Genomic DNA, 22,093 nt, shown 5'->3' on the forward strand with positions numbered 1-22,093 from the left:
GCCCGCCCCGCCACCGCTGACCAGTGTCAGTCCTCGGGCGGGGTGAGGAGTTCTGCGTAGATCTCGGCCATCCGTTCGTTGCCCTTTACGTTGGGGTGCAGAGGCATCGCGTTCTCGATCATCAGGCCGTCGTTGGTGGTGCCGTCCTTCGCCAGGGCCGGCCAGTGCCGGGCGAGGTCGAAGACGGCGACCCGGTCGGGTCGGGCCTCGGCCACCGCCCGACGCGCGTCCCGGATCTCCTGCCAGCGTTCCGGCGTCCACGTGCCCGGTTCGTAGCCGTCCACGATCAGGATGCGCGCCCGCGGAGCGGCTGCCAGGGCGTTCTCGACCAGGGTACGCAGGCTCGTGGCGTGGTCGGGCTCGGGGTTGGAGCCGATGTTGACGAGGATCAGGTCAGGGTCGTGCGCCGCCACCTCGGTCCAGTGACCCTGGACGGCGTTCGGCGAGGCGTAGTGCGCGGCTGCCACACCGGAGTGCGAGGCGTCGACCACATGGATGCCCGACTCGGCGTCCCCGTCGAAGAAGTCGACACCGGTGTGCACGAAGGAGAAGCCGGCGGCCACGCTGCGCACCTGGACGACGTGCTCGGCCCCCGAGAGCTCCGGAGAGCTCCACCACAGGCCGGCCTCGCTGCTGGTGCCCGCAGAGCTGAGCGTCTCGCCGCTGGGTTCACCGGTGCTCAACGTGCCCTGGGCGGTGACGTCCTTGCCATCCACGAAGACCTTCGCCTGACCTCCCAGGACCGCGGTCCTGCCGTACCAGACGCGCACTCGCGTCGCCTCCTGCTGCGGATAGGTCACCTCGGCTCCCGCAGGCATCAGCAGCGCCCGTCCACCGAGGCCCCACGTCTGGAACATCTGTTCCTGCGCCTGGGTGCCGGTACGCACGGTGTCGTCCGGAGTGGTCGCGTCGCCGTAGTAGGGAGGCATGAACCCGGTGCCCCCGTCGATGCCCTGGGCCTCGCGCAGCTTCTCCTGCAGGCGCGCGACCATCCGGTTCTCGAAGACCGGGGAGGGCAGGAGGATGCCCTCGGAGATCGAGTCGCCCACGACCACGACCGTCGCGGGGCGGTCCGCCTGCCCCTGGACCGCCTCGTACCACGGAGCGAGGAACTCCTCGAGCCCGTCGTTCACCGGGGCGTCGGCCTGGGTGGAGGGACCCCAGCGGTCCCACGCCTGCACCCCGAGGTAGGCGGTGAGGGCGAGCACGACGACGGCGTAGAGGGCATATCTCACTCGGCGGGGCACCGGACGAACCTACCCGCTGTCCCCAATGGCCATCCAGCAGGCGGACGGCCAACGCACGAGGCCCCGACCACGTGGGTCGGGGCCTCGTGCACAGGCGTTCAGTCAGGCGCTCAGTCGAGGTAGTCGCGCAGCACCTGGGAGCGCGACGGGTGACGCAGCTTCGACATCGTCTTGGACTCGATCTGACGGATGCGCTCGCGCGTCACCCCGTAGACCTTGCCGATCTCGTCGAGGGTCTTGGGCTGGCCGTCGGTGAGCCCGAAGCGCATGGACACAACGCCCGCCTCCCGCTCGGAGAGGGTGTCGAGCACGGCGTGAAGCTGCTCCTGCAGCAGGGTGAACGAGACCGCGTCAGCCGGGACGATCGCCTCGGAGTCCTCGATCAGGTCACCGAACTCGGAGTCGCCGTCCTCGCCCAGCGGCGTGTGCAGCGAGATGGGCTCACGGCCGTACTTCTGGACCTCGATGACCTTCTCAGGGGTCATGTCGAGCTCCTTGGCGAGCTCCTCCGGGGTGGGCTCGCGACCCAGGTCCTGGAGCATCTGGCGCTGCACGCGGGCCAGCTTGTTGATGACCTCGACCATGTGCACCGGGATGCGGATGGTGCGGGCCTGGTCGGCCATGGCGCGGGTGATGGCCTGACGGATCCACCAGGTCGCGTAGGTCGAGAACTTGTAGCCCTTGGTGTAGTCGAACTTCTCCACGGCGCGAATCAGACCGAGGTTGCCCTCCTGGATCAGGTCCAGGAAGAGCATGCCGCGGCCGGTGTAGCGCTTGGCCAGCGACACGACGAGTCGCAGGTTGGCCTCGAGCAGGTGGTTCTTGGCACGGCGGCCGTCCTCGACGATCCACTCGAGCTCCTCGAGCGTCTTCGCGCTGATCTTGCCGCCCTTGGCGAGCTTCTCCTCGGAGAAGAGACCCGCCTCGATGCGCTTGGCGAGCTCGACCTCCATCTCCGCGTTGAGGAGGGGGACCTTGCCGATCTGCTTCAGGTAGTCCTTGACCGGGTCGGCGGTCGCACCCGCCACCATGACCTGCTGCTCGGGCTCGTCGGTGTCGTCGGCCGCGGAGACGACGAACGACGCCTCCTTCTCGTCCTCCTTGATGGAGGGGTCGGCCGCGACGTCCTTCTCGAACTGCTCGTCGGGAAGGTCGGGGAGGATCTTCTTGCCGTCGGGCCCGACGACGGCCGTCGCCGGAACCTCCACCTCCACCAGCTCGGCACCGTCCGCGCCGGTCGGCGCGGGAGCAGCCTTCTTCGCCGCGCTGGCCTTCTTGGTGGCGCTGGCCTTCTTGGTGGCGCTGGCCTTCTTCGCGGGGGCGGCCTTCTTCGCCGCGCCGGCCTTCTTCGCGGGCGTGGTCGTCGCTGCGCTGGCCTTCTTGGCCGTCTTGGCGGTGGTCGCCCGGCGACCACCCTCCGTCGCCGCGGCCGCGCGCGGGGAGGCGACCGTGACGTCGACGGTGACGCCCACCCCACTGAGGTGGGTCAGCAGCGCCTTGAGGTGACGGGGCTCCACCGCCGCCGCGTCACTGGCGTGACGGACCTGGTCCGGCGAGACGGTGCCGTTGGCCGAACCCGCCTCCACCAGAGCGACGATCGCGGGGTGCGCGAGCACCTCTGCGGGGAGCATCTTGCGTGCGCTCGAAGACACTGACACCTCTCGAAGCCGAAAAGGGGCGCGGCAGAGCCCGGATACGTCAAGAGCCGCGTCAGCCATTGTGCCACGTGCCCGGTGAGGCGTCGCACCGCCCCGGGCACCGCACGTGGCCACGAGCCGGGTCAGCCGCGAGCAGCAGCCTTGGCGGCCTTCTTGAAGTCACGCACCTTCTGCAGGGAGTCGGCGTCGACGACGTCCGCGACGGACCGGTGACCCTCGAGTGCGTAGTCACCGGCCACGGCCTCCCACCCGGCGGGCCGGTGGTCACGCTGCTTGGCGAGCAGTGCGACGAAGATCTGGGCCTTCTGCCGACCGAACCCCGGCAGCGCGGTCAGCCGCTTCATCAGGTCCTTCGCGTCGCGGGCCTCGGTCCAGATCCGCGCGGTCTCCCCGTCGTACTGCTCCAGGACGATGCGGGCGAGGTCCTGCATCCGGGTCGCCATCGACCCGGGGAACCGGTGGATCGCCGGCGTCGTGGAGGCCCACTCCGCGAAGCGCTCGGGGTCGGCGTGGGCCACGGCCTCGACCGAGAAGTCACCCATGCGCTCGCGGAGCTTGGCCGGCCCGCGGAAGGCGTGCTCCATGGGGTACTGCTGGTCGAGCATCATCCCCACGAGCAGTGCGAAGTCAGACTCGGCCAGCAGGGCGTCGGCAGCGGGGTCCTGGCAGATCTGGATGGGCATGGGTCCAGCATGCCAGCAGGCGTCGGGGGCTCAGCCCTTGACCGCGAGCACCGCGCACGGGGCGTCGAGGAGGATGCGCTGGGCGTTGCTGCCCAGGAGCAGCTTGCCCACGGGGCTGCGGCGCCGGAGTCCGATCACGATGAGCTCGGCCTCGGTCGCCTCGGCGATGCCGATGAGGTCCTCGGCCGGCTCGAAGCCACGCACCAGTCGGCGCACCTCGAAGTCGATCCCGCTGGGTTCGAGTCGGGCCACCAGCTCGGCGTCCCGGGTCTCCAGCTCCTGGGCCTCGGCGTCGTCGAGTTCGTTGCCCCCCCGGTGCGAGATCACCACCACCAGGCGCGCCTCCCGCAGGCGAGCCTCCTCGACGGCGCGGGTGAGGGCGGCCTCGCCCTCCGCGGTTGCCACGTGTCCCACGACCACAGTGCGCATGGAATGCCTCTCTCGACGGATGAATCGACCGGCCGACGGGTGGAGACCACACGTGACCTGCCCCGACCGTACCCGGTCCACCGGCACCGGGGCAGCCCTGTGGAGAGCCGCCACGTCACGCACGGTGGTTGGGCCACAGTGGACCCGTGCCCCGGACCGACGACAGCACCGCCCTTCCACGCTGCCTGCGCAGTGGCCTGAGGGCTGCCGCACTCCACCTCAAGCAAGGACAGGCGCGGGGCCACGTCTCCCCCACACTGTGGTCAGGCACCCCCGGGCAGGAGCACGACCCCTGGCGCACGGCGTCCTTCCCTGATCCCTCCGGCCCCGGGCGCGGGAGCCCGGACGCAGGTCTCCGGCTGGAGGTGGCGCTGGCACTCGCCCACCTCGTCACCCCGACCGTGGCGGCCCCGCACTTCTGGGTGACCCGTTCGGGCGAGCCGGAGCTGTGGACCAGCGACCACGCCTGGCTCGCAGCCGTGTGGTCGGCCTGCGGCGAGCTCGACCTACCGACATCGTTCGCGGTCGTGACGCGGACCGGGTGGCTCCACGTCCCGTCGGGATGCACCCATCGCTGGAAGAGGCTGCGGGCGTGAGGTTCACGCCTGCCAGGTGTGCACCGGCTGGTTGCTCAGCATGTGGGCCCGGTAGTCGCGCAGCACCCGACGCAGCGTGGCGGGGTCGGAGGACCCGGAGCGCTCGACCTGGTCGATGAACCACGAGGCCCCGTTCGTGCCGGTGACGCACCGTTGCTCGATGATGCCCAGGTACTTGTCACGCTCCGCCGCGCTGACACCCCAGGCGGCCAGCCCCTCGTGGGCCATCGGCAGCAGGGCGCGCAGCGTCAGCTCGGCGGCACCCACCTCCCCGTACCCGGGCCAGTAGAGGGTGGACCCGATCCCGTTGCGCGCCGCGCTGTGGAAGTTCTCCTCGGCCGCGCTGAAGGACATCTGCGACCAGAGCGGACGATCGGCGTCGGCCAGTGACCTGACCAGCCCGAAGTAGAACGCTGCGTTGGCGATCATGTCGACCACGCTCGGGCCGGCGCCCAGGACGCGGTTCTCCACCCGCAGGTGCGGACGTCCCTCCGCCACGTCGTAGATCGGCCGGTTCCAGCGGTAGATCGTGCCATTGTGCAGTCGCAGCTCGCGGAGCTCGGGCACCCCGCCGGAGGCGAGGACCTCCTCGGGATCCTCCGGGTCGACGATCGGGAGCAGAGCAGGGAAGTAGCGGACGTTCTCCTCGAAGAGGTCGAAGACCGACGTGATCCAGCGTTCCCCGAACCAGACACGGGGGCGCACTCCCTGCACCTTCAGCTCCTCGCTGCGAGTGTCGGTCGACTGCTCGAACAACGGGATCCGGGTCTCGTGCCACAGCTGTCGCCCCAGCAGGAACGGCGAGTTGGCTCCCAGGGCGACCTGGACGCCCGCCACCGCCTGGCTGGCGTTCCAGTGGGCAGCGAACTCCTCGGGAGAGGTCTGCACGTGGAACTGCGTCGAGGTGCAGGCGGCCTCCGGCATGATCGTGTCGGTGGTGACCTGCAGCCGCTCGGGGCCCTCGATGTCGATCTCGATGTCCTCGCCGCGGGCGTCGAGGATCTGGTCGCTCAGCAGGTGGTAGCGAGCGTTGCTGCTCAGCGACTCACTGCTCAGGTGCTCCCCGTCGATGGTCGGCAGGATCCCGATCATGACCAGGTGCGCGTCCACCTCGCTCGAGCGTTTCTCCGCCCGTTCGATCGTGGCGGTGAGGCGCTCCTCGAACGAGGTCAGCCCCCCGTCGCGCAACGACGCCGGAGCGGCGTTGACCTCGATGTTGAACCGCCCCAGCTCCGTCTGGAAGTCGGGGTCGGCGATGGCTGCGAGAGCCTCCTCGTTCTTGAGGGCCGGGTCGCCCTCTGCGTCGACGAGGTTGAACTCGACCTCCATGCCGGTGAGCGGGTCCTCGGTGTCGAAGCGTGACTCGCCCAGCATGCGGGCGAAGACGTCCAGACAGCGACGCACCTTGGCACGGTGCCGGGTGCGGTCGCCCCGGGAGAACTCTTGCGCATCGACCTCTTCACCCATGCGATGGAAGATATCCACCGCTGTGCCCATGGAAACCGTGGCGGACCACACCCCGGACTCCTGGTCCCTGACCCACCCGACGCAGCCGCCCCCTCGTCCCTCGTCGGGCTCGGAGGGTCAGGCCAGCGGCGCCCACATCGTGGGTGGAGCCGCCCGGGTGAGCAGGTCTTCCACGAGGCGCGTGAGCGAACAGTCACCCGCCGCCTGCTGGGAGGCGTCGACGGCGCACCAGGCCAGGGCGCCGTCCCCGGCGAGCCAGGCGTGGAAGGCGAGGACCGCCGCGCAGGCCGCCCGGTCCTGCGGCGGGCACCCGCGCACCACCCGCAGCCACAGGTCGACGTGCACCCGGGCGTCCTGGCGCGCCACCCACGCCCAGGCTGCGTCGCGACCCTCCTGGTCGGCCACCGCGTCCAGCAGGGCCGCCACCTCCCGCGCCGTGGGCAGGGCCCTGGCCGTCAGGTGCCGCTCCATGGTGCGCCGCACGGTCGTCGCGGGCGTCTCGTCGCCGACTTCGCCATCACCCCGTCCCACCGACCGCCGGTGGGCCGCCACCTCGGCCTCCAGACCAGGGTCCACGTCCAGCAACGACCGCACGGCGTGCCGCGAGGGAAGCACCACCTGCCCGCGCACCACCGCCTCCGCCACGAAGGGATGCGTCCACGGGTCGTACTCGCGTGGGTCACTGGTCTCCGGGACCAGCGACACCCACCGAGCCCCGTCGGCCGCCAGCACCGCGGCCACCTCCACGTCGGAGGCCCAGAACGCCTCCTCGAGGTGTCGGGCCACCGTGCCGGCGCGGCCGAGCTCGCCGTAGACGACGACGGCCACGCGAGAGACTCCGTGTTGCAGCACCGGGGTCACCAGGGAGCGGCCCAGCTCGACCAGGTCGGTCTGGTCGTCGACGTCCGCCCTCGCATGGGGTCCCGCCCCCGGGTGGCAGCGAGAGCACCACGGCCGACTCCTCGGGCAGGAAGCCCAGGACGAGCGGGACGCAGGCGAGCAGGTCGGCGGGCGTACGGACGGTGAGGGAGGTGGGTGAGGTCATGGAGCGAGACTGCCGACGGCAGAGCCGGCCGGGGCCGCCGCTCACGGACCTGTGGACGGGTCCGTGGCCTGGGGACGCACTGCGGCTGCCGCGCCCGACTCGCCCGGTCCCTCGCCCTGGTCGCCCTCCCGTACAGAATGGGAGCATGCCGTCGCCCCCACTCCCCCGAGGTGGTCGCGGTGCGCCGTGAGGCCTCGGTGCTCCACCTGGACCTCGATGCCTTCTTCGCCGCCGTCGAGCAGCGCGACAAGCCGTCGCTGCGTGGTCGGCCGGTCGTCGTCGGAGGGGTGGGCGGCCGCGGGGTGGTCGCGACGGCCTCCTACGAGGCTCGCGTCTTCGGGGTCCGCTCGGCCATGTCGACGCGGGAGGCTCGGGCACGGTGTCCCCACGCCGCCTTCCTCTCCGGACGGTTCCATGCCTACCGCACGGCGAGCCGGCAGGTGATGGCCGTGCTGCGCGACCTCTCACCCCTGGTCGAGCCGCTCTCCCTCGACGAGGCCTTCGTCGACCTGGCCGCCGCCGACCTGCCGGACCTCGGCGTCGAGACCGTCACCGCCGTGGCCCGCGACCTGCGGGCGGCAGTGCAGGAGGCGACCGGCGGACTCACCGCCACCGTGGGCGTGGCCACCTCGAAGTTCATGGCAAAGATCGCCAGCGACCTCGACAAGCCCGACGGCCTCACCGTCGTCGCGCCGGGCACCGAGCAGGACCTGCTGCGTCCGATGCCCGTGGCCGTGATCCCTGGCGTCGGACCGGCCACCGCGGAGCGCCTGCGCGCCTCCGGGTTCCGCACCGTCGCCGACCTGGAGCAGGCCAGTGAGGCCGAGGTCGTCCGCCTGCTCGGGAAGGCCCACGGCCACGGTCTGCACCGCCTCGCCCACGGGCTGGACGACCGCCCGGTCGTGGCCGAGCGCGAGGCCAAATCGATCTCGGTGGAGGACACCTACGCCGAGGACGTCACCGACCGCACCACGATGGAAGGCCTGCTGACCCGACAGGCCGCCACCGTGGCCCGACGGCTGGCGAAGGCTCGCCAGTCAGGTCGCACCGTGACGATCAAGGTGCGGCTCCACGACTTCACCACCTCTAGCCGGTCGCAGACGCTCGACGCCCCGACGGACCACCCCCAGGTGATCGCCCGGACCGCTCGCGCACTCCTCGGCGAGGTCGACACGACGGGCGGGGTGCGGCTGCTCGGGGTCGGCGTCTCCGGGTTGGCCGACTGGATCCAGGAGAGCCTCTTCGGCGACGAGCACGACGAAGAGGAGCCGCTCACCGAACTCCCCCTGGCCGAGACGTCGCGACGACCCGCCTGGGCGCCGGGCGCCGACGTGGTGCACAGCGAGCACGGACCCGGCTGGGTGTGGGGCTCGGGACGCGGCGTGGTCACGGTCCGCTTCGAGACGGCCGAGACCGGTCCCGGGCCGGTCCGCTCCTTCGCGGTGGACGACCCTGCGCTCGTGCTCCTCGACCCCGGTCGCCACGAGGAGTCCGACGACTCACCGGCCGACAACCCGTCTCCCTGACCCAGCTCGCACGCGCAACCGCGAACCCGGTGGCCCTCAGCAGAGCCGCAGCACCACCTCGTCGCCCGGCCTGGCCTGGGCGCACCAACCGAGGTCGTCGGGATGCACGACCGCCACGACGGGATAGCCGCCGGTCGTGGGGTGGTCGTTGAGGAAGACCACCGCCTCCCCCGACGGGGGCAGCTGGACCGCCCCGAGCACCACGCCCTCGCTCGGCACCTCCCCTGCCCGCCGCCTGAGGTCGGCCCCGAGCACGCGGAGACCGACCCGGTTCGACTCCGCACCGACGCGTCCCCGAGCCCCGTCGAGACGGTCGGGGTCCTGCAGCCAGTCCACGTGCGGTCCGGGCAGGACACGGAGCACACCGGGTTCGTGGGCTGCCCTTCCCGACGTGGGGGACCACACTGGTGCGGCGTGCGGTCGTCCCACCGGCACCCGATCGTCCGTCACCAGTGGTGGAGGTCCGACGCCGGCCAACGTGTCCGTGGACCGGGACCCCAGGACGGGCGGGACGTCCAGGCCGCCGGCGAGGGCGACGTACGACCGGACGCCGCTGCGCGCGGGCCCCACGCGGAGCTCGGTGCCGCGGCGCAACGTGACGGGCTCGTCCTGCGGCAGGGCCCGCCCGTCAGCCCGCACGTCGCAGCGCGCGCCGGTCACGGCGACGGTGTGGGCCCGCTCGAGCCGCACCGCGACGCCGTTGAGGGTCGTCTCCAGCAGCGCTGTCTCGACGGGGTTGCCGACCAGCCGGTTGGCGAACGTGGCGGCGGCACGGTCGAGGTAGCCGGCGCGCGGCACCCCGAGGTGGGCCCAGCCGACCCGTCCGGCGTCCTGCACGGTGGTGAGCAGCCCGGCGTCGAGCACCCGCAGGCTCACGCGACCACGAACCTGACGCGCGTCCCGGGCGGCAGCAGGGCCGGCCCCTGCTCTCGCGCGAGGTCCCAGACGACCACGTCGGTCCTTCCGAGCAACCACCACCCTCCCGGCGAGGGCGTCGGGTAGATCCCGCACCACACGTCGGCCAGTGCCACCGAGCCCGCCGGCACCCGGGCCCGGGGCGAGTCCCGACGCGGGAGCGCCCAGTCGGACGGAAGACCGCTGAGGTAGCTGAAGCCCGGGGCGAAGCCGGAGAAGGTGGCGACGAACTCCACCCCGGTGTGGCGCCGCACCACCTCCTCGCGCGTGACCCCCCACCGTCGCGCCACCTCGGACAGGTCCGGGCCGTCGTAGCTGACCGGCACCTCGACCAGGGGTGCGTCGGCGCTCCGGAGCCCAGAGGGCTGCCACTGCTCCACGAGACGGCGCAGGTGGTCGGCGTCGGCGGTCCCGTCGACCAGCACCGACGTGGCCGCGGGGACCACCTCGGTGCACCGCAGGTCCTGCGAGCGCAACCAGAGCGCCAGCGACGCGGCCGCCTCGGCGCCCTCGACCCGCACCAGGTGGGCCTCTCCGCCGACGGCGAGCACCTCAGCCGTTCGTGGGGCCATCCGTGGGGCCGCCTGTGCGGCCACCCGTGCGGCTTCCCGGGGCGTCATGACTGGATGCTAGACGGGTCAGAGCCCGCGCAGCGACCACCCGGCCGCCTCCAGCGCCTGCCGGACGAGCCGCGCCGTCCCGACTGCCCCCGGGCTGTCGCCGTGCAGGCAGAGCGAGTCGACGTGCGGCTGCGCAGCGAGCTCGACGGCCCGGCGGGCGACCGCCGACGCCGGAGCGACGAGCGCGCCGGGCTGGTCGCGCCCCAGGAGTCGTCCGGAGGGGGTGTAGCCCCGGTCCGGGAACGCCTCCGAGTGCACGTCCCTGCCCCGATCGCGGGCCAGGTCGACCAGGACTCCGGGCACCATGCCGAGCACGGACAGCTCACCGGAGCCGTCCAGCACGGCGCGCGCCTGCTCCTCGTCGTCGAGGACGCGGTGGTAGAGCGCGCCGTGCGGCTTGACGTATCGCACGTCCACCCCGGCCGCGCGCGCCACGCTCACGAGCGTGCCCACCTGGTCGGCGACCTGGTCGCGCAGCACCCGTTCGGGCACGTCCAGGGCGACCCGGCCGAAGTTCGCCCGGTCGGCGTAGGAGACCTGCGCGCCCACCGTCACCCCCAGCTCTGCGGCGCGCTCGCAGACCGCGCGCATGATCGCGAGCGACCCCGCGTGGTAGCCGCAGGCCACGTTGGCGCTGGTGACGACCTCGAGCAGGGCGTCGTCATCGGTGACCTCCTCGCCGAGGTCTGCGTTGAGGTCCACGTCCACGCCCCCATTGTGGCCCGTCCCCAGCCCGTCGGCGACCGTGCCCGTGCGTACGCTGGTCCGCATGCCCGACGCCGCGACCCCTTCGTCCGACCAGCCGCCCGTCGCCCACCCGCCGGTGGCCCAGCGTCGCCCGGTGAGCCGCGAACTGCACGGCCTCACCCGCACCGACGACTACGAGTGGTTGCGTGACAAGGAGTCACCTGAGGTCCTCGCCCACCTCGAGGCGGAGAACGCCTGGACCGACCGGGCGACCGCCCACCTGGCCGACCTGCGCGAGCAGCTCTTCGAGGAGACCCGGGCCCGCACCCTGGAGACCGACCTCTCCGTGCCGACCCGCAACCGAGGCTGGTGGTTCTACGGTCGCACCTTCGAGGGCAAGGAGTACGGAGCCAGCTGCCGGGTGCCGGTGAGTGACCCCGACGACTGGACGCCTCCGGTGCCCGACGCGCAGGCGCGGGTCGACCAGCCCGCCCTGCCCGGCGAGGAGGTGCTGCTCGACCTCAACGAGCTCGCCGAGGGCCACGAGTTCTTCTCCCTCGGCGGGTCCGCCATCTCGCTGGACGACTCCCTGCTGGCCTACGCCGTCGACACCGCGGGGGACGAGCGCTACACGGTGCGCGTCAAGCGCCTGGCCGACCACGGCCTGCTCGACGACGTCGTCGAGGGCGTGCTGGGTGGCGTCACCTGGCACCCCGACAGTGAGTCCTTCTTCTACACCACGGTCGACGAGGCGTGGCGGGCCGACAAGGTCTGGCGCCACCGCCTCGGCACCCCGCAGTCCGACGACGAGCTGGTGCTGCACGAGACGGACGCGCGCTTCTGGGTGGGCGTGGGCCGCAGCCGCGACGACCGCTACGTGTTCACGGTCTCGGGGTCGAAGACCACCACGGAGTGGCGCTTCCTCGACACCACCTCCGCCGACGCCGAGCTCGTCGTCTTCCACCCCCGCACCGAGGGGCTGGAGTACAACCTCGAACCCGCCGTGGTCGGGGGTCGTTCGGTCTTCCTGGTGCTCCACAACGCGACGGGACCCGACTTCGAGCTGGGCCTGGCGCCGGCCGCACCCACCGGCCCGGAGGGCTGGTCGACGCTCATCGCCCACGACCCGACCGTCCGGCTCGAGGACGTGGACGCCTTCGCCACCCACCTGGTGGTGCACCAGCGCAGCGACGGGCTCACCCAGCTGCGCATCCTCGAGCTCGACGACCAGGGCGTGCGCGACGACCACCTGGTCGAGTTCGACCGGGAGGTCCACACGATCGGCTCGGGCGCGAACCCGAACTTCGACCAGCCCACGGTGCGCCTGGGCTACACCTCGCTCGCGGTGCCCGCGTCGGTCTACGACTACGACGTCCCCACCCGCGAGCTGCGCCTGCTGCGGCGTACGCCCGTGCTCGGCGACTTCGACGCCGACGACTACGAGGAGCACCGGCTCTGGGCGACGGCCCGCGACGGCGAGCGGGTTCCCGTCTCGCTCGTGTGCCGCAAGGACGCCCGCGGCCGGGGCCCCCTGCCGACGCTGCTCTACGGCTACGGGGCGTACGAGGCCTCGATCGACCCGTACTTCTCCGTGCCGCGCCTCTCGTTGCTCGACCGAGGCGCAGCCTTCGCGATCGCCCACGTGCGGGGCGGCGGCGAGATGGGCCGGCGCTGGTACGACCAGGGCAAGCTCGCCCACAAGCCGAACTCCTTCAACGACTTCGTCGACGTCGCCCGCCACCTCGTGGAGACCGGGTGGTCCTCCCCCGACACCCTCGTCGCGGAGGGCGGCAGCGCCGGGGGCCTGCTGATGGGCGCCGTGGTCAACCAGGCCCCCGAGCTCTTCGCCGGCGTCGTGGCCAACGTGCCTTTCGTGGACGCGCTGACCACCATGCTCGACTCGACCCTGCCGCTGACCATCGGCGAGTACGACGAGTGGGGCAACCCGGAGGCTGACCCGGAGGTCTACGCACTGATGGCCTCCTACGCGCCCTACGACAACGTGGCCGCCGTCGACTACCCGCCGATCCTCGCCGAGACCTCGCTCAACGACACCCGCGTGCTCTACGTGGAGCCGGCGAAGTGGATCGCCAAGCTGCGGGCCACCGCGGTGGGACGCCGCGACTTCCTGCTGCGCACGGAGATGAACGCCGGGCACGGTGGCGTCTCGGGCCGCTACAAGGCCTGGCGCGACCGCGCCTTCTCCCTCGCCTGGATCCTGGACCGGATGGGTCTGGCCCACCGTTCCTGAGGATTGGACCTGCCTGACCCCCATCGGTCTGAAAACTCCCTGAGATTCCCCTGCTCCGGCAACTTCCGGGGTTTCCCGCTCGTCCAACGGGGTGAGACACAGACGGAGGGCGGAAACCCCGAGCCGGGAATGCTCCCGGTCCGCCCGGGCGTTGAGACGGTGTGGCCAGCAGTGGTCACGGAGCAGGAGGCACACCATGGCTACTCGTACGGCGACTCTGACGGCACCCCGTCCGGCGACTCGTCCCACCCGCACGCACGGTGCGGAACGTGAAATCGAAGGTCGTGACTCCGTCGGCCTCTACCTCGACGAGATTGCCCGCACCCCGCTGCTGGACGCGGCGACCGAGGTCGAGCTCTCCAAGACCATCGAGGCCGGCCTCATGGCTGAGCACCTCCTCGCCGAGGGTCGCGTGGGCCGACGCAAGGGCGGCGCCCCCATGTCGGCCACCGAGGAGGAGCTGCTCTGGCTGGCCGAGGAGGGACGCAAGGCGGTCGACGTCTTCATCCGGGCGAACCTGCGCCTCGTCGTCTCGATCGCCCGCAAGTACGGTCGTGCGCAGATGCCGATGCTGGACCTCATCCAGGAAGGCAACACCGGCCTGATCCGCGCGGTGGAGAAGTTCGACTACGCCAAGGGCTACAAGTTCTCGACCTACGCGACGTGGTGGGTGCGCCAGGCGATCACCCGCGGCATCGCCCAGCAGGCCCGGGTGGTGCGCCTTCCCGTCCACGTCGTCGAGGAGCTGAACCAGGTCGGCAACGCCCGCCGCACCCTGGAGCGTCAGTTCGGCCGTGACCCCGAGCCCACCGAGATCGCCGAGGAGCTCGGGATGTCCGTCGACCGGGTGCTCGACCTGCTGTCGTGGGGTCGCGACCACGTCTCCCTCGACACCCCGCTGGACGAGTCCGGCGACACCTCCCTGGGCGACCTGATGGCCCAGGAGACGGTCCCGAGCCCCGACGGCGACGTGCTGGACGCCGAGTCACGCGCCCGTCTCGAAGAGCTGGTCGACCAGCTGGACGAGCGTTCGGCCGACATCGTCCGGGCCCGCTACGGCCTCAGCGACGGCCGTCAGCACAAGCTGGCCGACATCGGAGCCAAGCACGGCATCTCCGCGGAGCGCGTGCGACAGCTCGAGCGTGAGGCCCTGCAGAAGTTGCGTCGCCTCGGCGACCCCGATCTGGCTGCCTGATCCCCCCTCCCTCCCCGGGCAGCCGGCGCCGGGCCCGTGTTCCGCCTCAGGCGTGAGCGCGGGCCCGTAACGCTGTCCAGACCTCATCGACGCGGGCGTACAGCTCCTCGAGGGTCCCGGTGTTGTCGATGACGACGTCTGCCACGGCCAGCCGCTGCTCCCGGGTGGCCTGCGCGGCGATGCGGGCGCGAGCGTCGTCCTGGTTCATCCGACGGTCCTCGACCATGCGGCGCACCTGTTCCTCCACGGGTGCGTCGACCACCACGACCACGTCGAACGCCGCGGCCTGCCCGGTCTCCACCAGCAACGGGATGTCGTGCACCACCACGGCGTCCGGGCCGGCGGCCGCCTCCAGCGCCGCACCGGCGGCCCGGACCCGGGGATGGATGATCGCCTCCAGGGCCCGTCTGCGTGACTCGTCGGCGAAGACCAAGGCGCCCAGCGCCGGGCGGTCGAGCGCACCGTCGGCGTCCAGCACCTCGGAGCCGAACTCGGCCACCACCTCAGCGAGCCCGTCGGTGCCGGGCGCCACCACCTCGCGCGCCAGCAGGTCGGCGTCGACGACCACCGCGCCGAGCTCCGCGAGCCGCGCAGAGACCGTGCTCTTCCCGGACGCCACTCCCCCGGTCAGTCCTACCCGTACGCCCACGTCCACGGTCCTCTCGTTCGCCGGGCGCGACCCTAGCAAGACCGGCAGGCCCGCCGGGGGCCACGCCCTGGGAAAGGCAGAAGGCCTGCCCGGAAACCCGGGCAGGCCTTCTGGTGCTCAGCGGAGCGGGGCTCAGTTGCCGCCGGTCAGCTTCTCGCGCAGCGCCTGGAGCGCCTCGTCGGTGGCCAGCGAACCGCCGACCTCCTCGACCTCAGCGGTCTCGGTGCCGCCGGAGCTGTACGAGGTGGCCTCGCCAGCCTCGACCTCAGCCTTCTTGGCCTCGGCCTGCTGCTTGACGTGGGCCTCCCAGCGAGCGTGGGCCTTGGCGTACTCCTCTTCCCACTTGGCGCGCTGCTCGTCGTAGCCCTCGAGCCACTCGCCCGTCTCGGGGTCGAAGCCGTCGGGGTAGACGTAGTTGCCCTGCTCGTCGTAGGTGGCGGTCATGCCGTAGAGCGTCGGGTCGAACTCGTCGACGTCGGCGGCGGCCGAGGTCTCGTTGGCCTGCTTGAGGGACAGCGAGATCCGGCGACGCTCGAGGTCGATGTCGATGATCTTGACCATGACGTCGTCGTTGACCTGGACGACCTGCTCGGGGATCTCCACGTGGCGCTCGGCCAGCTCGGAGATGTGCACCAGGCCCTCGATGCCCTCCTCGACGCGGACGAACGAACCGAAGGGCACCAGCTTGGTGACCTTGCCCGGGACGATCTGACCGATCTGGTGGGTGCGGGCGAAGTGCTGCCACGGGTCCTCCTGCGTCGCCTTCAGCGACAGGGAGACACGCTCGCGGTCCATGTCCACGTCGAGGACCTCGACGGTGACCTCGTCACCGACGGTGACGACCTCGGACGGGTGGTCGATGTGCTTCCAGGAGAGCTCGGAGACGTGGACGAGACCGTCGACGCCACCCAGGTCCACAAACGCACCGAAGTTGACGATCGAGGAGACGACACCCTTGCGGATCTGACCCTTCTGGAGCTGGGTCAGGAAGCCGTGGCGCACCTCGGACTGGGTCTGCTCGAGCCACGCACGACGCGACAGGACCACGTTGTTGCGGTTCTTGTCGAGCTCGATGATCTTCGCCTCGAGGGTCTGACCCACGTAGGGCTGCAGGTCGCGGACACGACGCATCTCCACCAGCGAGGCGGGCAGGAAGCCGCGCAGGCCGATGTCGAGGATGAGACCACCCTTGACGACCTCGATGACGGTGCCCTCGACGACGCCGTCCTCCTCCTTGACCTGCTCGATCGTGCCCCAGGCGCGCTCGTACTGGGCGCGCTTCTTGGAGAGGATCAGGCGGCCTTCCTTGTCCTCCTTCTGGAGCACCAGGGCCTCGACCTTGTCGCCGATGGCGACGACCTCGGACGGGTCGACGTCATGCTTGATCGACAGCTCGCGGGAGGGGATGACGCCCTCGGTCTTGTAGCCGATGTCGAGGAGGACCTCGTCGCGGTCGACCTTCACGATGGTGCCGTCGACGATGTCACCGTCGTTGAAGTACTTGATCGTCGCGTCGATCGCGGCGAGGAAGTCCTCTTCGGACCCGATGTCGTTGATCGCCACCTGGGGGGCGTCGTAGTCCGGAAGAGGAATGCTGGTGCTCGTCATGAGGGAGAGTTGTCCTTGGATGGATGGAGTCGTGCGGAACGCTCGAGGTCCGTGGTCGACCGGCCGACTGGCACGGTGAGCAGCGAGCCGCTCCGTACGGGCTCGCGGCAGACCTCTGGCGCAATCACCCAGTCTACGCAGGGCGACTGTCGAGCGTCCAACCGGGCACCGGGCCGGCCCCGACCCTCAGGGCCAGGCGTGCAGGTCGCCGGTGCGCACGATCTCCCCGAGGAAGCAGTGCGCGAGATCCACGACCAGGTTTCCCGCCGGCCGCGCAGCCAGGTCCACCAGTGCCACCAGGTCGGCCGTTCGCGCCCTCTCCAGCGCCAGACCTGGCTCCTCACCCCGGACCGCGGACCAGCCCGACAGGACCGCCTCCACCCAGCCGGGTGCGCGGTCGAACCGGAGCAGAGCACCCAGGTCGGCGTGCGGGAACCCGCTGTGGGCGTGCTCCCAGTCGACCACGGCCCGCACGTCGCGCGTGTCAGGGTCGAGCACGACGTTGCGGGGGTGCAGGTCACCATGCACGACGCAGCTGCGACCCACCTCGTCGAGCACCTCCTGGGCCGCTCGGGCCAGAGCGCGGAGCCGATCGGCCGACGCCCGGTCGAACCCGCGCAGGAGTGGCAACCTCTCCTCGACGTGTGCGAGGAGGTCGTCCCCCCGCTCCCCACCGATGCGCAGGTCCTCGTCGACGAAGTGGCCGGGTCGCAAGGTCGCCAGGCCGGCCAACGTGCCGGCGACCCGGCCGAGCTGGAGGCCGAGCGCTCGGCGCTGCTCGGCACTGCCCTCACGCAGCACCACCTCACCCCGGATGCCGGGCACGTAGCGGGTCACCAACAGGGCCGGCGCGTCGGCCACGGCCGCGCGCACCTCCAGCACCTCGGGGACCGGCACCAAGCCTCGTACAAGATGCATCAGCGAGGCGTCGACCTGCGCCACGGCCGCGCCGCGAGGCCCGGGACGCGCACAGATGCGCACCACCGAGAGGTCGTCACCGACGCCCGTCAGGAAGCTCTCCTGCGACCAGCCTCCCGGCAGCGGCTCCCACAGCGTCTCCACCCGCCCATGGTGCCACTTCATAGACTCACGGCGTGCCACAGCAGACTCCTGGACCCATGGACGGCGTTGCCCGTCCCCCCGCACCGGCGGACCACCTCCCCCAGTCGGTCGAGGTGGACCGGCGCGCCGTCAGCGAGGACGAGTCGCGCCGCGCCAACGGGCCCGAGTGGGACCGCTACGCCGACGAGTACCAGGCCACCCACGGAGAGTTCCTCGGCGACATCGGCTTCGTGTGGGGCCCCGAGGGGCTCACGGAGGCCGCGGCAGGCGCCCTCGGCGAGGTGGCGGGACGCCGGGTGCTCGAGGTCGGCAGCGGCGCGGGCCAGTGCTCCCGGTGGGTGACCCACCGCGGCGGGACCGGCATCGGGGTCGACCTGTCCCTGCGGCAGCTGCAGCACTCGCGGCGCATCGACGAGGAGACCGCGGTGCAGGTGCCCTCGACGCAGGCGACCGCCACCGCCCTTCCCTTCCGCGACGCCACCTTCGACGTGGTCTTCTCCTCCTTCGGCGCCCTGCAGTTCGTGGCCGACCTGGACCTGGCCGTGGCCGAGGTGGCGCGCGTCCTGCGCCCCGGCGGGCGGTTCGCGTTCTCCATCACCCACCCCACGCGGTGGTCGTTCCCCGACGACCCCGGCCCCGACGGGCTGGTCGCGAGCCAGTCCTACTGGGACCGCACCCCCTACGTGGAGACCGACCCGGGGACGGGCACGGTCACCTACGTGGAGCACCACCGCACCCTCGGCGACTGGGTGGGCCTGCTGGCCCAGCACCGCTTCCACCTCGTCGACCTGCTGGAGCCGGAGTGGCCCGAGGGCCACGAACGCGTGTGGGGTGGCTGGTCGGCCACCCGCGGACGCCTGACGCCGGGGACGGCGCTCTTCGTGGCGGACCTGCTCCCCTGACCGGCTCACCGGAGCACCCGGAAATGCCAGAGCCCGGGCGGACCATGCGGTCCGCCCGGGCTCCGGGACGTCAGGTCGCGCGTCAGGCGCGAGCCGACTGCGAGCGGCGGTGCAACAGGAACCCGACGATCAGCAGCACGAGGCCACCAATCCCCAGCACCAGCGGCAGCGTCGAACGGATGAGCTTCAGCTGGCTCGACTTCGGGCCGTAGTCGTCGATGTTGGCCTGCACGGTCTCGTCGGTGAAGGCGGTCTCGACGTCGGTGAGCGTGGTGCGGTCCTCGCCGTCGATCTGGAGGGCTGCCCACTGCTGCTCGACGCGCTTGATCACGACGCCGGTCTCGGGCTCCACCCAGAAGGTACGGACGTTGCCGTAGGTGCGGTCGGCGGTCACGGCGCCGTCGCCGCTCTCGCCGACGACGTCAGCCGGGACCTCCTGCTGGGTCCAGACCTCGGGCTCGATGGTCTGGACGAACACGTAGGTGTTGAGACCCTCGAGGGTCTCCTCGCGCTCGTACTTGGCGTCGATGGCGCGCTTGAGGGTGCCGTCCCACCACTTGTAGGTCTTCTTCTCCGTCTGGAACGGGAACTTGAAGACCTGGCCCTCGAAGGTGACCGACTCGGGCTGGCCCTGGGTGGTCTCGGAGAAGGCGTTGCAGCAGTTGACGGCCTCGCCGGTGAAGCCGTCGAAGGCGACCCGCTCGACGCTGCGCGAACGCACGACGCCGTCCGCCGACTTGGTGGAGGTCGAGTTGACCCAGACGCGAATGTTGTCGCCGGCCTCCTCCGCAGCCTCCACGTCACCCAGGGTCTGGGCGGTCGTGGTCAGGTCGGTCTGGATCTCCTTCAGCGACGACGGGTCCGTGTCGAAGACGGTCGCGTCCGGGCCGAACAGCTTCGAGATGCTGTCCTGGTCCATCGGGGCGGTCGCCAGCTTCGGGTACGCGTAGACGTTCAACAGGATTCCGATCACCAACAGGAATCCACCAATACCCGAGAGGATCGGGCCCAACTTTCCTCGCACTTGCGTGCTCCCTCCAGACATTCCCATGCCAATAAGTAGCCGCACGCTACCAGTCGGTAGACGAAACGGTGACGCAGCCCACAAACTCCTCCGGGATCGGGGGGCTGCGCTGAACGGTTCGGACAGATCAGAACATGTGCCTGATCACTTCTTGCGGAGGACCTGCCACAGGTTCCAGGTGAGGACCTCGCGGACCCCCGGAACCTTGAGGAGGTGCTTGCTCGCCGGGGGCAGGTAGCGCGGGCGCTCCTCCACCAGGACGAGGTCGTCGCGTGAGCGCGCCCACCTCATGCCTTCGGCCACCGTGGCCGCGTACATGCTCTCCCCGAAGACGTTCTTCGGGGGACGCCCGTGCTTGCGCTCGTAACGACGAGCCGCGCGGTGGCCACCCAGGAGGTGCCACGGTGAGGTCTCGTGCCCACCCCACGGCCCGTACCAGGCGGTGTACGACAGGACGACGAGCCCACCCGGCTTGACCACCCTGGCGACCTGGTCGGCGACGGACGCCAGGTCGGGCACGTGCTCCAGCATGTTGCTGGAGAAGCCGATGTCCACCGACTCGTCACGCAGGGGGGACTGCTCGGCCCGGGCCACCACCGAGAGCGGGTGCTTCACGCCGTGGGCCACGATCTCGGTGTGGTCGAGGTCGACGACCACCGACGTGGCACCGGCCCGGGTGAAGGCGTCGGAGTAGAAGCCCGCCGCTCCCCCGAAGTCGGCGATGGTCTTGCCGGCGAGGTCGACGTGCGGACGCATCAAAGCCAACGTGTCGTCGGCGATGAGCCCGTAGAATCCTTCGGGATCGGTCTGCTCGGTCAGGAATGACCGGAAGAGCTTCACCGACCGTCGCCAGTCGTCGCCCGACAGGTCGGGCGAGGAGGTCATCGTGGGTGTGGAATGGCTCACAGCGCGGATGCTACCCTCCGGTAATCAGCACCGGGAGGGAGACCGGGTGGTGTTCACGATGCGAACCACTACTGCCGGACCGCGGCGTCCTCGCACGTCGGCGGCAGCGAGGAGGACCCGAGCATGAGCCATGTCGTCATCCTGAACTGGCGCGACGCCTGGCACCCCGAGGGCGGGGGGTCCGAGACGTACCTCCGCCAGGTGGCCACCCGGCTCGCCGCCGCGGGTCACCGGGTGACCACCCTGACCGCGCGCTACCCCGGCAGCGCCAAGGACGAGGTCGTCGAGGGCGTCCGCTACGTCCGCGTCGGCAAGCACATGACGGTCTACCTGTGGGCGGCGCTCTACCTGGCGACCCGCCGGCTGGGTCACGTCGACCACGTGATCGAGGTGCAGAACGGGATGCCCTTCCTGGCCCGCCTCTTCAGCCGCGCCAAGGTCACGGTGCTCGTGCACCACGTGCACCGCGAGCAGTGGCCAGTCGTGGGGCCGGTGCTCGCCCGGATCGGCTGGTTCATGGAGTCACGCGTCGCCCCCTTCGTCAACCGGCACAACGACTACGTGGCCGTCAGCCAGGTGACCGCCTCCGAGCTCGTGGCCCTGGGGGTGGACGAGAACCGCATCCGCATCGCCTACAACGGCGTGCCGCCGGTGCCCGAGTTCGCGGCGCCGCCGCGGGACTCCCACCCCAGCATGGTCGCCCTGAGCAGGCTGGTGCCGCACAAGCAGATCGAGCACGCAGTGCGCACGCTCGACAGCCTGCGCGACGAGATCCCCGACGCGACGCTCACGGTGATGGGCGACGGGTGGTGGGCCGACGAGCTGCGCCAGATGGTCGCCGACCTGGGCCTCCAGGACAGGGTGCGGCTCCTGGGGTTCGTCGACGACACGACCAAGTTCGTGGAGCTGTCGCGGGCCTGGGTGCACGTGATGCCGTCGCTGAAGGAGGGGTGGGGGCTGTCCATCATCGAGGCCGCCCATGTCGGCGTCCCCTCAGTGGCCTACAGCTCGGCTGGCGGCGTCCGCGAGTCCATCCTCGACGGCGTCACGGGTCTGCTCGCCAGCGACCAGGACGACTTCACCCATGCCGTACGCCGCCTGCTCACCGACGACGCCCTGCGCGAGAGCATGGGCACGAAGGCACAGCTGCGGAGCGAGCAGTTCACGTGGGAGGCGACCACAGCCGTCATTGAAGGCTGCCTGACCCCCTCGACGACCCCCGCCACCGTGGCCTGACCAGCGGACGACACAGCAGTCGACAGAAGCAGGGGCCCTCCGAACGGAGGGCCCCTGCTTCGTCCTCAGCCTGACCCCGGTCCTTGAGGGTTCCAGCCGAGATCCCGCCCAAGGGCGCGCGAAAACCTCGGACTGTCGATGCAGTCCGAGGTTTTCGGAAGTCAAGCGTCGGGCGACGTGTCGCCCGTGGCGTCAGTCGTCGCCGTACTGGCCCTGGCCGGGAGCGTTCGGACCCTCGTGGTCCGCGTCAACGCCCGTCAGGGTGGCAACGGCGATGATGACCGTCAGGACCGCGGCGATGGCACCCGTCAGAAGCGAGATCAGCCAACCAAACCCAAACATGTAAGTCCTCCCAGACCTCAAAGGTTGTCTCGAAGCAGTATACGC

22 protein-coding genes are annotated in these 22,093 nt (G+C 71.0%); 7 read left to right on the forward strand and 15 right to left on the reverse strand.

The genetic code is table 11. The features are described 5' to 3' along the window. Window positions 1–26: 26 nt before the first annotated feature. The 4 genes from IEQ44_RS17770 to IEQ44_RS00635 form a co-directional block, all read right to left on the reverse strand. Complete coding sequence (locus tag IEQ44_RS17770) at window positions 27–1,247, reverse strand: SGNH/GDSL hydrolase family protein (RefSeq protein ID WP_193636494.1); 1,221 nt, start codon at window positions 1,245–1,247, stop codon at window positions 27–29. 110 nt (window positions 1,248–1,357) lie between these two features. Next, window positions 1,358–2,878 (reverse strand): RNA polymerase sigma factor, encoded by a 1,521-nt coding sequence (locus tag IEQ44_RS00625; protein WP_227486704.1) that lies wholly within the window; start codon window positions 2,876–2,878, stop codon window positions 1,358–1,360. Between the two features lie 149 nt (window positions 2,879–3,027). Continuing rightward, a complete protein-coding gene (locus IEQ44_RS00630; RefSeq protein ID WP_193636495.1) occupies window positions 3,028–3,588 on the reverse strand; it encodes an HhH-GPD-type base excision DNA repair protein in 561 nt (186 codons plus the stop codon). A gap of 30 nt (window positions 3,589–3,618) precedes the next feature. After that, a complete protein-coding gene (locus tag IEQ44_RS00635) occupies window positions 3,619–4,017 on the reverse strand; it encodes a universal stress protein (protein WP_193636496.1) in 399 nt (132 codons plus the stop codon). A gap of 146 nt (window positions 4,018–4,163) precedes the next feature. On the opposite strand from IEQ44_RS00635, the gene IEQ44_RS00640 reads away from it, so the two are divergent. Further along, entirely contained in the window at window positions 4,164–4,613 is a 450-nt protein-coding gene (locus tag IEQ44_RS00640) for a hypothetical protein (RefSeq protein ID WP_193636497.1), read from the forward strand. 3 nt (window positions 4,614–4,616) lie between these two features. Here IEQ44_RS00640 and IEQ44_RS00645 read toward each other — a convergent pair whose 3' ends face one another. After that, a complete protein-coding gene (locus IEQ44_RS00645; RefSeq protein ID WP_193636498.1) occupies window positions 4,617–6,080 on the reverse strand; it encodes a glutamate-cysteine ligase family protein in 1,464 nt (487 codons plus the stop codon). Window positions 6,081–6,197: 117 nt separating this feature from the next. Next, entirely contained in the window at window positions 6,198–6,965 is a 768-nt protein-coding gene (locus IEQ44_RS00650) for a DUF4192 domain-containing protein (protein ID WP_193636713.1), read from the reverse strand. Between IEQ44_RS00650 and IEQ44_RS00655 the strand changes: the two genes are divergently transcribed. Both IEQ44_RS00655 and IEQ44_RS00660 read left to right on the forward strand, forming a co-directional pair. Continuing rightward, the gene (locus IEQ44_RS00655) at window positions 6,921–7,106 is read left to right on the forward strand and encodes a hypothetical protein (RefSeq protein WP_193636499.1); all 186 of its coding nucleotides are present in this window, start codon (window positions 6,921–6,923) and stop codon (window positions 7,104–7,106) included. The genes IEQ44_RS00650 and IEQ44_RS00655 overlap by 45 nt on opposite strands. A 198-nt stretch (window positions 7,107–7,304) precedes the next feature. After that, a complete protein-coding gene (locus IEQ44_RS00660; protein WP_193636714.1) occupies window positions 7,305–8,651 on the forward strand; it encodes a DNA polymerase IV in 1,347 nt (448 codons plus the stop codon). Between the two features lie 36 nt (window positions 8,652–8,687). Here IEQ44_RS00660 and IEQ44_RS00665 read toward each other — a convergent pair whose 3' ends face one another. The 3 genes from IEQ44_RS00665 to IEQ44_RS00675 are packed head-to-tail and all read right to left on the reverse strand — an operon-like array spanning window position 8,688 to window position 10,957. Further along, complete coding sequence (locus tag IEQ44_RS00665) at window positions 8,688–9,527, reverse strand: 5-oxoprolinase subunit C family protein (RefSeq protein ID WP_193636500.1); 840 nt, start codon at window positions 9,525–9,527, stop codon at window positions 8,688–8,690. After that, window positions 9,524–10,186: a 5-oxoprolinase subunit B family protein gene (locus tag IEQ44_RS00670; RefSeq protein ID WP_227486650.1), complete on the reverse strand. Its 663-nt coding sequence runs from the start codon at window positions 10,184–10,186 to the stop codon at window positions 9,524–9,526. The genes IEQ44_RS00665 and IEQ44_RS00670 overlap by 4 nt, the downstream gene beginning before the upstream one ends. Window positions 10,187–10,204: 18 nt before the next feature. Beyond that, window positions 10,205–10,957 (reverse strand): 5-oxoprolinase subunit PxpA, encoded by a 753-nt coding sequence (locus IEQ44_RS00675; protein ID WP_193636501.1) that lies wholly within the window; start codon window positions 10,955–10,957, stop codon window positions 10,205–10,207. On the opposite strand from IEQ44_RS00675, the gene IEQ44_RS00680 reads away from it, so the two are divergent. Next, on the forward strand, window positions 10,956–13,124 hold the full coding sequence (locus tag IEQ44_RS00680) for a S9 family peptidase (protein WP_193636502.1): 2,169 nt from the start codon (window positions 10,956–10,958) through the stop codon (window positions 13,122–13,124). The two genes, IEQ44_RS00675 and IEQ44_RS00680, sit on opposite strands and share 2 nt — an antisense overlap. Window positions 13,125–13,320: 196 nt before the next feature. Then, window positions 13,321–14,319, forward strand: coding sequence for a sigma-70 family RNA polymerase sigma factor (locus IEQ44_RS00685; protein WP_193636503.1), 999 nt, complete (start codon window positions 13,321–13,323; stop codon window positions 14,317–14,319). 46 nt (window positions 14,320–14,365) lie between these two features. Here the strand turns inward: IEQ44_RS00685 and coaE are convergent, their stop codons facing one another. From coaE to IEQ44_RS00700, 3 genes are all read right to left on the reverse strand, one after another. After that, the gene (gene coaE / locus IEQ44_RS00690; RefSeq protein ID WP_193636504.1) at window positions 14,366–14,974 is read right to left on the reverse strand and encodes a dephospho-CoA kinase; all 609 of its coding nucleotides are present in this window, start codon (window positions 14,972–14,974) and stop codon (window positions 14,366–14,368) included. A 126-nt stretch (window positions 14,975–15,100) separates the two neighbouring features. Continuing rightward, a complete protein-coding gene (rpsA, locus tag IEQ44_RS00695) occupies window positions 15,101–16,576 on the reverse strand; it encodes a 30S ribosomal protein S1 (RefSeq protein WP_193636505.1) in 1,476 nt (491 codons plus the stop codon). Between the two features lie 186 nt (window positions 16,577–16,762). After that, window positions 16,763–17,638, reverse strand: a complete 876-nt coding sequence (locus IEQ44_RS00700) for a phosphotransferase family protein (protein ID WP_193636506.1) — start codon at window positions 17,636–17,638, stop codon at window positions 16,763–16,765. Window positions 17,639–17,670: 32 nt separating this feature from the next. Between IEQ44_RS00700 and IEQ44_RS00705 the strand changes: the two genes are divergently transcribed. Beyond that, the gene (locus tag IEQ44_RS00705) at window positions 17,671–18,540 is read left to right on the forward strand and encodes a class I SAM-dependent methyltransferase (protein WP_319804392.1); all 870 of its coding nucleotides are present in this window, start codon (window positions 17,671–17,673) and stop codon (window positions 18,538–18,540) included. Window positions 18,541–18,622: 82 nt separating this feature from the next. Here IEQ44_RS00705 and pgfA read toward each other — a convergent pair whose 3' ends face one another. Together pgfA and IEQ44_RS00715 are read right to left on the reverse strand one after the other, a co-directional pair. After that, window positions 18,623–19,591, reverse strand: a complete 969-nt coding sequence (gene pgfA / locus IEQ44_RS00710; protein WP_319804393.1) for a cell envelope lipid trafficking protein PgfA — start codon at window positions 19,589–19,591, stop codon at window positions 18,623–18,625. 117 nt (window positions 19,592–19,708) lie between these two features. Further along, window positions 19,709–20,470 carry a class I SAM-dependent methyltransferase gene (locus tag IEQ44_RS00715; protein WP_319804394.1) on the reverse strand — a complete coding sequence of 254 codons (762 nt, stop codon included), beginning with the start codon at window positions 20,468–20,470 and terminating at the stop codon, window positions 19,709–19,711. 123 nt (window positions 20,471–20,593) lie between these two features. Here IEQ44_RS00715 and IEQ44_RS00720 point away from each other — a divergent pair, with 123 nt between their 5' ends. After that, the gene (locus tag IEQ44_RS00720; RefSeq protein WP_193636508.1) at window positions 20,594–21,706 is read left to right on the forward strand and encodes a glycosyltransferase family 4 protein; all 1,113 of its coding nucleotides are present in this window, start codon (window positions 20,594–20,596) and stop codon (window positions 21,704–21,706) included. Between the two features lie 192 nt (window positions 21,707–21,898). Here the strand turns inward: IEQ44_RS00720 and IEQ44_RS00725 are convergent, their stop codons facing one another. Next, the gene (locus IEQ44_RS00725) at window positions 21,899–22,048 is read right to left on the reverse strand and encodes a hypothetical protein (protein ID WP_193636509.1); all 150 of its coding nucleotides are present in this window, start codon (window positions 22,046–22,048) and stop codon (window positions 21,899–21,901) included. Between the last annotated feature and the right edge of the window lie 45 nt (window positions 22,049–22,093).

The organism is Nocardioides malaquae, assembly GCF_015070385.1.
Classification (GTDB): Bacteria; Actinomycetota; Actinomycetes; order Propionibacteriales; family Nocardioidaceae; genus Nocardioides; species Nocardioides malaquae.